General features: G+C 54.6%; 6 protein-coding genes and 1 pseudogene. 4 read left to right on the forward strand and 3 right to left on the reverse strand.

All coding sequences use genetic code 11. From position 1 onward, the window contains the following. Positions 1-148 precede the first annotated feature (148 nt). From EDD52_RS22935 to tnpA, 3 genes and pseudogenes are all read right to left on the reverse strand, one after another. A complete protein-coding gene (locus EDD52_RS22935) occupies positions 149-1,285 on the reverse strand; it encodes a hypothetical protein (RefSeq protein ID WP_132248942.1) in 1,137 nt (378 codons plus the stop codon). A gap of 12 nt (positions 1,286-1,297) precedes the next feature. Continuing rightward, entirely contained in the window at positions 1,298-3,208 is a 1,911-nt protein-coding gene (locus EDD52_RS22940; protein ID WP_132248943.1) for a hypothetical protein, read from the reverse strand. Positions 3,209-3,384: 176 nt separating this feature from the next. Continuing rightward, positions 3,385-3,777: pseudogene (tnpA, locus tag EDD52_RS22945) on the reverse strand (IS200/IS605 family transposase); the annotation flags it as partial. Positions 3,778-4,437: 660 nt separating this feature from the next. Between tnpA and EDD52_RS22950 the strand changes: the two are divergent. From EDD52_RS22950 to EDD52_RS22965, 4 genes are all read left to right on the forward strand, one after another. Next, positions 4,438-5,367 carry a LysR family transcriptional regulator gene (locus tag EDD52_RS22950; RefSeq protein ID WP_132248944.1) on the forward strand — a complete coding sequence of 310 codons (930 nt, stop codon included), beginning with the start codon at positions 4,438-4,440 and terminating at the stop codon, positions 5,365-5,367. Positions 5,368-5,716: 349 nt separating this feature from the next. Next, the gene (locus tag EDD52_RS22955) at positions 5,717-6,142 is read left to right on the forward strand and encodes a hypothetical protein (RefSeq protein ID WP_132248945.1); all 426 of its coding nucleotides are present in this window, start codon (positions 5,717-5,719) and stop codon (positions 6,140-6,142) included. A 42-nt stretch (positions 6,143-6,184) separates the two neighbouring features. Then, entirely contained in the window at positions 6,185-7,558 is a 1,374-nt protein-coding gene (gene mgtE / locus EDD52_RS22960) for a magnesium transporter (protein WP_132248946.1), read from the forward strand. A 301-nt stretch (positions 7,559-7,859) separates the two neighbouring features. Continuing rightward, positions 7,860-8,594: a glutamine amidotransferase gene (locus EDD52_RS22965; RefSeq protein WP_132248947.1), complete on the forward strand. Its 735-nt coding sequence runs from the start codon at positions 7,860-7,862 to the stop codon at positions 8,592-8,594. Positions 8,595-8,792 lie beyond the last annotated feature (198 nt).

Genomic DNA, 8,792 nt, shown 5'->3' on the forward strand with positions numbered 1-8,792 from the left:
CGTAACCCGAACACGGGCGGCAAATGCTGGGTGATCGACCAGTCCGACCTCGCAACAACGCTTTCCGAATTTTTCCTCTCCGACCAGTTTGGCAGTTGACCCACCGCATTAGGTGGAACGGAATTGGGAAACGGCTCTCTACACTGAGTTAGGTGCCGACAACCAGCATCGTAAAACCGCCGATTGGATCATTTGGATCAAAGGCCACATCGATCCCCTGAAGTTGCACACCCGCAACCTGACCTTTGCCTAGACCCAGATCCGGGATCTTGATCTGCATTCGGGTGGCCACTGTCTCGGCGTTCATTTTTCGGAACTCGGCTACAATGTTTTTGTGGCGCGCGAGCTTGGTTTTTCCGCTTGCGACTGCACCAAGAATCTTGCGCATTTCGCCTTTGAGGCGACGTTGCAGATCGAGCCCGGAACTGTCGGCGTCTTTGGAGATGAGATGAATATCATTGCCATCCAAATCGATATCGACATTCGCGGTTGTCTTGATGATTTGAGGCCCAGTAGCTCGGGTCCACTCCCGCTGAGGGATGTCATCAAAAGGTCGCGCCTCACCCAAAATTGGATGACGCAGGTTGAAGATATCTTCTGCTTTCATCGGAACGAACCCCAGACGCATCTGAGCGTTCGGATTGTGGAAAACCATAAGTTCAAAGGAACTGCTTTGAGCGACGATGTTCAGGTTTTGTTGTGCCACATGACGATCTAGCCTTGGGTCTAATAGGAAATCGTCAAATGGTACGTCCAGTGGGGAGAAGGAGAAACAGCGCGCAAACAAGCACTTATGACCCGCCTGATTGGACGGGACTGTATAGTGAAATTGCGTCACAGCGGACGCGCCCGAACTGACCCATGCCGTTTGCATATTGGTCAGGTTGGTCAAACGCTCCGCCATACGCACATCGAACCCAATCGATGGATCGACTAAAAACAGTTCAACCTTGGCACTCGGAACCGCGAGGTCACCGCGATTCCGTAGGGCGACCTGTATGTTATATGTCTCGCCCGCTTGCAGCTCAGTCGTGATATTCGTGGGATTTGAGAGCGGCGACAGGTTGATATCAGGGGAGTGCCAGAACGTAATGTTTGAGAACGGCCGCGTGCCCTGATCAGCATCGAATGACCGCATGTAAAGAAACGAGCTGTCCTCAAAAAGCTCCGGCGGTTTCCGGTCCTTGCGGGAAAACGCCCGGCCGAGTTGTTTTATGGTGTCTTCGTTGTAGTCGGCTCGGCGCTTTTGAAGATCAGCGATGAATTCTTTCACTTTAGCAGACATGGCAGTTCCTCCTCAGCGCAAGATTTGTAGGATTACAGTGGTCGGATCGGCTGCACTGGTGTTGGTGACAAGCTTCTTAGGCTCATGCGGCTGGTCACCGGGCTGTCGCCAGCAAAGATAGCCGTAGCCTCGGTCGCTATCGAGGTTGAAATCGGGCAGGGGTTCGCCTTTGAACCATCGCTCATACATGGCTTGGGTAAGCAATAAGGCGTTGCCGAGCGTGCCTTTGTCCATGATGAGCTTCAAGTCCGCCTCGGACAAAGAGCCGTTTTGTTGGAACTGAACCAATTGTTCAATCAGCCCATCCGTTAGTGGGATATCTCCAAACGCCGGGAACAAGGCTGATTGGGTAAAAAAGCTCGTAGGAGCCGGGGTGACGTTCGTCTTCTCACCATCGGTGATTGGATAGATTAGATGGCGTTCCTGATGGAAAATAGCCGCCAAAGGGTCGCTAAGGATATCTGTTGTAAACCTTAAGAGCGGCTCCTGCCCGGCCACACCTGCAGCAACTACGCCGGTTGGATCAGGGAAGTCAGGACGCATGAATTGGCGCAGGCGCGGCTCATTCAAGTGCTCTTGCATAGGGAAACCGAGACCGTTGAAGGTCAGCGCTAGCCGGAAATTTTGGAACGCGTTGTAGACTTGTTCATAGATCAGGCAGGCTGCGTATCGAATTGTTGCCGTCCCTAAAGTGACTACGGCACCCGCGATTCCATCAGCAATCGCGGCCGCAGCCGCAATAGCCGCAGCGACAAGGGCGGCGAGAATTATGAAGATTGCGAGAATGTTGAAATTGCCCGCCGAATCGACCGCGTCCTCCAAAAAATCGCCGATGTCGTCCAGGTTATCCATCGTCTTCTCCCAAACCTCGCGCAACTCGGTGGTCAGCGAGTAGGGGTGGGGCGGTGGCAGGGTCCCGGTCTCGGTAAAACCCTTCATAAATTTGTACCACAGCCGATAGGTGTCATCGATGTCACCGGGGCTGATCTTCTTGGCATAATCAGGGTCCGGATCGCCGTCCTCTTGGTAAACTTTGTTCATGATGTCGGCGAGGAAATTGGCAAGATCTGCCGGGATCTTGGGATTGTCGGCGGGCGGCGGATTGGATGTGCCTTGATAGTTGAAATTGTAAAGGTGGTGGAGCTTGGAAAAATTGAAATCCCGTCCGGTGCGGTTCAGGAAGTTGAAAACGTCTTGAAAATTCTCCCCGGTCTTGTGGCGTTGCGAGGCACTTCTATAAGCACCGCCGCTCCATAGGTTGACGTAAGCGTGGCCAGACGTGTCACCCGTGACATGGGTCAAGTAGCCGAGAGCATAAAGGTGGTTGGGGGAGGAAAGATCACGGGATGCTTCCAGCATTGCTTCGGTGAACTTGCCTGTCTTTCGGTAATGCATCGCGTCGAACCACCACCAGTCGCCTTCCTTGGCGCCGTCGCGGTAGGGGTGGGAGATCAGGTCGAACAGGTTGAACTCGGAGACGAACCGTTTCAGTCCCTCAATGAGCGTATCGAGAAGTGCGGTCAGGGCCGTATTGATGTCATTGAACGTCTGCTCGATCTCGGAAAGAAGCGCGGAGTTTTGGATCGTCTCGTTGACGGCTTCATCGAAGGCTTCCAGTGCGTCGAGAACGGGATCCGGGACAACGCTGAGCAGAGTTTCTTCGAAATCGCGTAGAAAGTCGGAGACGTCGTTGTAGATCTCGACGAATTTTCCGAGGGTTGGATTGAGATCCTTGGTGTTGAAAAAAAACGGATCCGGGCCATGGCAGCCGACGTAAAGATAGGGGACATTCTTGGGATCGTTGAGCAGGGCTTGGAGAGCGGAGTATTCGGCGGGACCTACGCCGTCTCCGAGGCCTCGATTGCTGAGAATATTGGTTCTGAGACGGTCTGCAATGAGATGATGAATCGCTGGGCCGGGCATGAAGACACTCCCTTGAAATCATTTTTCTAAAACAAGTTCGGCAAATGAAAATTGATGCCAAAAAGTGCCCCGCGATCGAGACGTACAATGATCAAGCGGAACAAATTCAGTGCAAGGATATTAACACAAATCCTCTGTTTCTCAAAGTGAATGACTACCGGCGGACGCCGATAGCATCATTTTGCGGAGTATATTTCCAGATACTGCAGAATGATGTCGTCTGTCACATTGCCCGAGGTGATCGAGAAGTATCCACGGGCCCAGAACCTTCTACTCCAGTATCGCTTGCGCAAGCCGGGATACTCCATCTGGATGCGCCGGGAGGACCGGCCTTTGATGCGCTGCATGACGTCCGACAGAGACAGCTTAGGCGGGATCGACAGGAACATGTAGACATGATCCCGCGCGAGCACCCCACGTACGATATAGACGCCCATTTCCTCGCAGGTCTGGCGGATGATCTGGCGGATCCGATATCGCATCGCGCCCTGAAGAACCTTGGAGCGGTATTTCGTGACCCAGACGACGTGGAACCTGTGGTAAAATCGCGTGTGCGCGGATGACGAGTAGGCGGAAAATTAGCTGCTACGTCACAGGACTGCTTCAACTCGCCATTCTGCTCGACCAGGTCGATACGATCTTGGACGCCAGTCAGATTTGTGTCGACTGTAGCCCTGTCATGCCGGTTCACGACTAACGGGCTCGCGTCCTTGATGCGCACTTTTGATCGATTGCGGATCAAGGTACCGCGCCTGCATCGTTCTAGGCGCAACACCAATACGCAAGCGGCTTTGCGCAGACCTCTTAGCAGTTTGCCCAAGTTGGGCACGTAGATCGGTCAGCAGCGGCAACTGTCTTTACACCCTTATATGCAGCTTTGCCGACGGCAACAGTTCCTTTGACCGCAGCCTTTGTGACGAAGCCGGCAGCAGCGCCTGTGTTGTCAGCCACTTGGCTGGTGGAGCATGCGGATACAGCCATCATGGATGCCACGGCAACAGAGATGATCAGGGTTTTCATGTCTTGTACCTTTTTGTTTGCGTTTTGTCAGGTGCGAAGTCGTGCCCAAGAGAAGGGACGTGGCGTTGGGAGCAACGCCCCCCACCATTTTAAGCATTCGGGATTTTTGCTCGGCTCGACTTCACGGAGCCATACATAAAGGGTTCACATGCGTGCGCATAACGAATAGCAATTACCTTTAATAACTGATTTTCTTATGGATAGGTTTGATGGACATTACCCTGATCAAGACGTTCTTGGAGGTTGCCAATACCGGGTCATTTGTTGCCGCCTGCGACCGGCTCTTTGTGACGCAATCGGCGGTCAGCTTGCGTGTGCAGCGGCTGGAAGACAGTCTTGGCCACTCACTCTTCGTGCGTTCAAAAGCAGGCGCGGTATTGACGCCGGAGGGCAAGCAGTTCGAGCCCTATGCACTCAGCCTCCTGAAGATTTGGGAAGAAGCTCGGCAGCAGATCGCCATTCCAAAAGGATACAGCCGTGCAATTTCGATAGGGGCGCAATATTCGCTCTGGCCGCGATTGGGTTTCGGGTGGGTGGACGCGATGCAGGCTGAGATGCCAGAGCTCAGTGTGCATTGCGAACTCGGCATGAGCGACCGCATCATGCGATTTCTGGTCGAAGGGGTTATACAGGCTGCACTCCTTTATACGCCACAACTGCGGCCGGGGCTGCTCGTCGAGCCTGCACTCGATGACGAACTGGTGCTTGTAGCTTCCTTTCCGGGCGCAACACTTGATTTGGAAGAAGTCTTTGTTTCGGTGGATTGGGGCCCTGAGTTCACCCACGCTTTAGCCGTAGCCTTGCCGCATCTTACTGACTCCGGACGTTCGATGGCGTTGGGTGCGCTTGCGATGGAATACGTCGCGAACCGAAGAGCGGCGGCCTACATTCCTGCTCGCTCCGCCAAGCGCCACTTGGACTCTGGAAAGCTTCACCTGGTGGCAGATGCGCCCCGCTTTCCATACCCTGCCTATGTGATCTGGCGCGATGGCATCCCTGATGATTTAGCCGCTCTTGCCAAGAAAACGCTGATACAAGTAGCTAAAAACGTTGAAAAAGAACAAGAAAGTCTTCTCGAAAAGTTGGAAGCAATGGAAGACTTCGATCCAGAATTACACCCCGAGATCAGAAGCGAGTAATTCTCGCCTTATACCCAATTAATTCGAATTTTACTCACATAACGGTCTTCCCTATACCCCGGCTCAGTAGAGACACTGCCCAGTCTGAAGCAACAATGCCGAAAGACGGGTCACCTGGATGCGATAAGAGTGACCTTATGGAGAACCTTCTCAGGCTGACCTTTGTGTCCGCGCTCGCCTTGAAGGCGGCAACACTGTCCGCCGCCCAAACTGAGTTCACCGGCATTGCAGGTTTGAACGGGCGTATCAACGATAGGGCAACGGATTCCAAATTTGTCCCATCAACCGCTGACCACACTGGAAGGTGGGTCAGCCCCACTCTCGTTGTGTCATTAGGGAGGAAAGACAAATGACCCTCAGAGCATTGAAGCCGACAATGGAAGCGCAGGACGACTGTCCCTTCGTCGAGGTTCTGACTACCGAGATCAGCGGAGAGCAAATCGGCTATCGTTATGGCGGCAGCTTCCAAGGACCAAATGCAGTTGTGGCTTGCAGCGCGGCGCTGATCGAGGCGCTGTCTGACCGGCTGCAACAACTGCCCGCTTTGCCATTGATGTCGGGCAAACTCTATTTGGTCGAAACCGACGGTATCGGATTCCTGGACTTGCGCGATGCAGAGTCTGCGTTCGCCCATATGTGCTTTGATGAAGTCATCCTTGCCCCTTGTACGAAGGGATTTTCAGATTGGCAGACGGCCGTTGATCAAGCCTATTGGACGACCCTGAAACTCTGCCTGCGTCTTGGTATGATCAAGGTTGGACGCATCTACGATTGATAAGAAATGCCAAAATAGATCTCTCTCAATAGGAGTAAGGCCATGTCCGAACAACCCGTCGAAATTCAACCTGACCGCTCACTCGAAGAAGCGCTTTTGGCCGCAATTGCACAGGATGATGCTGCTGAAATTTCGGCCCTTCTTGAGCCCTTACCCCTCGCTGACGCTCTGCGCGAAATTCTGCAGCTTGAGGCGGATGACCGCAAAAAGGTGCTGACGCTTGTGCCACCTGCCCTGGCGGCCCATTTGATCGAAGAAGCACCGCACGAGTTGGGCGCAAGCCTCATGGAAGCGCTCGAGGCCGCTCGCGCCGTCGAGATCATGGACGAGCTCGACAGCGATGTTCAGGCTGACTTGATCGGTGATATGGAGGCGGTCGAAGCCGAGGCGATCCTGTCGAAAATGGATGCCGGAGATGCCGCCGATGTCCGACGACTCGCTGAATACGACCCCGAAACGGCGGGTGGCCTGATGATGGCCGAGGCCTTCTGGTTCAAGGACACGCAAACGGTTGGGGCCGTGCTACGCGAGATGGCCTCAGATGACCATGACGTAGATCGGTACCGAGGTCAGCACCCCTACATCGTGGACGAGAATGGCGCCCCAATCGGGGTCGTCTCGCTGCGCGGTCTGCTATCGACCAAGCGATCTGCCCGTCTTACGTCAATCATGATCGAACCAATGACTGTAGGCGTAAACGCAAGCCTGTCTGAGCTTGAAGACATTTTCGACAAATACCCTTTTCTGGGCATGCCGGTCGTTGAAACAGATGGGCGATTGGTTGGTACTGTCTCCCGTGAAGCCGTGTCATACGCCTTGCTCGAAAGGGCGGAGAGCGAAAGCCTGAAACTGCAAGGTGTGGTCGGCGATGAGCTGCGCTCCATGCCGACATGGCTACGCTCGCGCCGCCGCTTGGCCTGGCTCTCCGCCAACATCGTTCTGAACATCATAGCGGCCTCCGTCATCTCTGCTTACGAAGCAACGCTGACCGCAGTGATCGCCATCGCAATCTTCTTACCCATGGTTTCAGACATGTCCGGTTGCTCGGGCAACCAGGCGGTTGGCGTTACCATGCGCGAACTAAGCCTCGGATTGGTGCGTCCCGTGGACGCGTTTCGTGTCTGGCTAAAGGAGGTAAGTGTTGGAGTGATCAATGGTATCGCCTTGGGTATCTTGATTGGCATCGTGGCGTGGGTCTGGAAAGGCAATGCAGCACTTGGCCTGGTCATCGGTCTGGCCTTGGCAATGAACACGATTCTGGCCGTATCCATCGGCGGCGTTGTTCCGTTGCTTTTGAAACGCCTGGGGCAGGATCCCGCCGCCGCCAGTGGCCCGCTACTTACGACCGTAACGGATATGGCGGGCTTCTTCTTCGTGCTCAGCCTTGCAACCCTCATGATGCCCTGGCTGGTCTGATGTCGATCACCCGGGCGGTGGTGGCTCCGCTTTGAATTGGTCGCGCCCTTTTCACCTCGCGAGATCAGGCTATCCGCCCATGCGCTTGTCCTTCCTTTCACGATCCAATGCGGGAGAAGCATGAATCCTTGATTTGTGCGAAAACCGTCGGCTACGGACCACGCAGCCAGGGCGGCCGAAGATGCGCAAATTGACAATACCGTTTAATAACCAGAGTATCCGATCCGGTGAAGGTTTGGGGGGTGGCAGTTCAAGGTATGGTGCTGCTTGATGACACCCATAAGGTCGGGATCGAACGCCTATGAAAAAGCTCCTCATCCTGCAACTCCGGCCGGAAACCGATGCCTCTGATGATGAATACGCGTCTATTCTGGCCAAGTGCGCGATGTCTCCGGAACAGACCCTTCGGATCCGTCTCGACCAAGAGGACATCTCCTCCGATCTCGACGTGACTGACTTTTCGGCCGTGATTGTCGGCGGTGGTCCGGGCTGTGTAAGTGATGCGCCAGAAGACAAAAGCGTCACAGAGGCCCGGATTGAAAGCCAGATTTTTGGGCTGATGCCACAGATCACCGATAACGATCACCCGTTCATGGGCTGTTGCTACGGACTCGGCATCCTCGCGCAACACCTTGGTGGTGAGGTCAGCAAAGAGCGCTTTGGGGAACCGGTCGGAACCTCGGCTTGCTCATTCACACCGGATGCGGAAAACGATCCGCTTCTGACGGGTTTGGATGCAAAGTTCGACGCTTTTGTTGGTCACAAGGAAGCGGTCCAAGGCTTGCCACCAGGCGCGGTTCACCTGGTCACGTCTGACGCCTGCCCGATGCAAATGATCCGCTACGGTCAAAACGTCTACGCGACGCAGTTCCATCCCGAGGCGGACGCACATGACTTCGAACGACGCATTCGTGTCTATCGAAACCATGGCTACTTCCCGCCCGAGGATGCCGATCGACTGATAGCTGAATGCCACGCCTCCGAAGTAACCGTGCCCGGTGACATTCTACGCCGGTTCGCGGCACGGTATTGTTGAGACGTCGCAAACACCTGGCCGCGCCATTCGATTTTGCCGGTAAGTTTTGCCACCGCGACCGAGGCCCCGAGCCGGTGTTGTCACGTTAACGGGCCTGAGGTTGCTGGTTCATTGATCTGGGCGTAGGCGGTGTTGATGCAGACACAGAAGATCAGTTACAAACGCCATCGGTTTTCGCCTCAGATCATCGCTCATGTT

Origin of the sequence: Primorskyibacter sedentarius, assembly GCF_004342065.1 — a bacterium.
In the GTDB taxonomy this organism is placed as follows: Bacteria; Pseudomonadota; Alphaproteobacteria; order Rhodobacterales; family Rhodobacteraceae; genus Primorskyibacter; species Primorskyibacter sedentarius.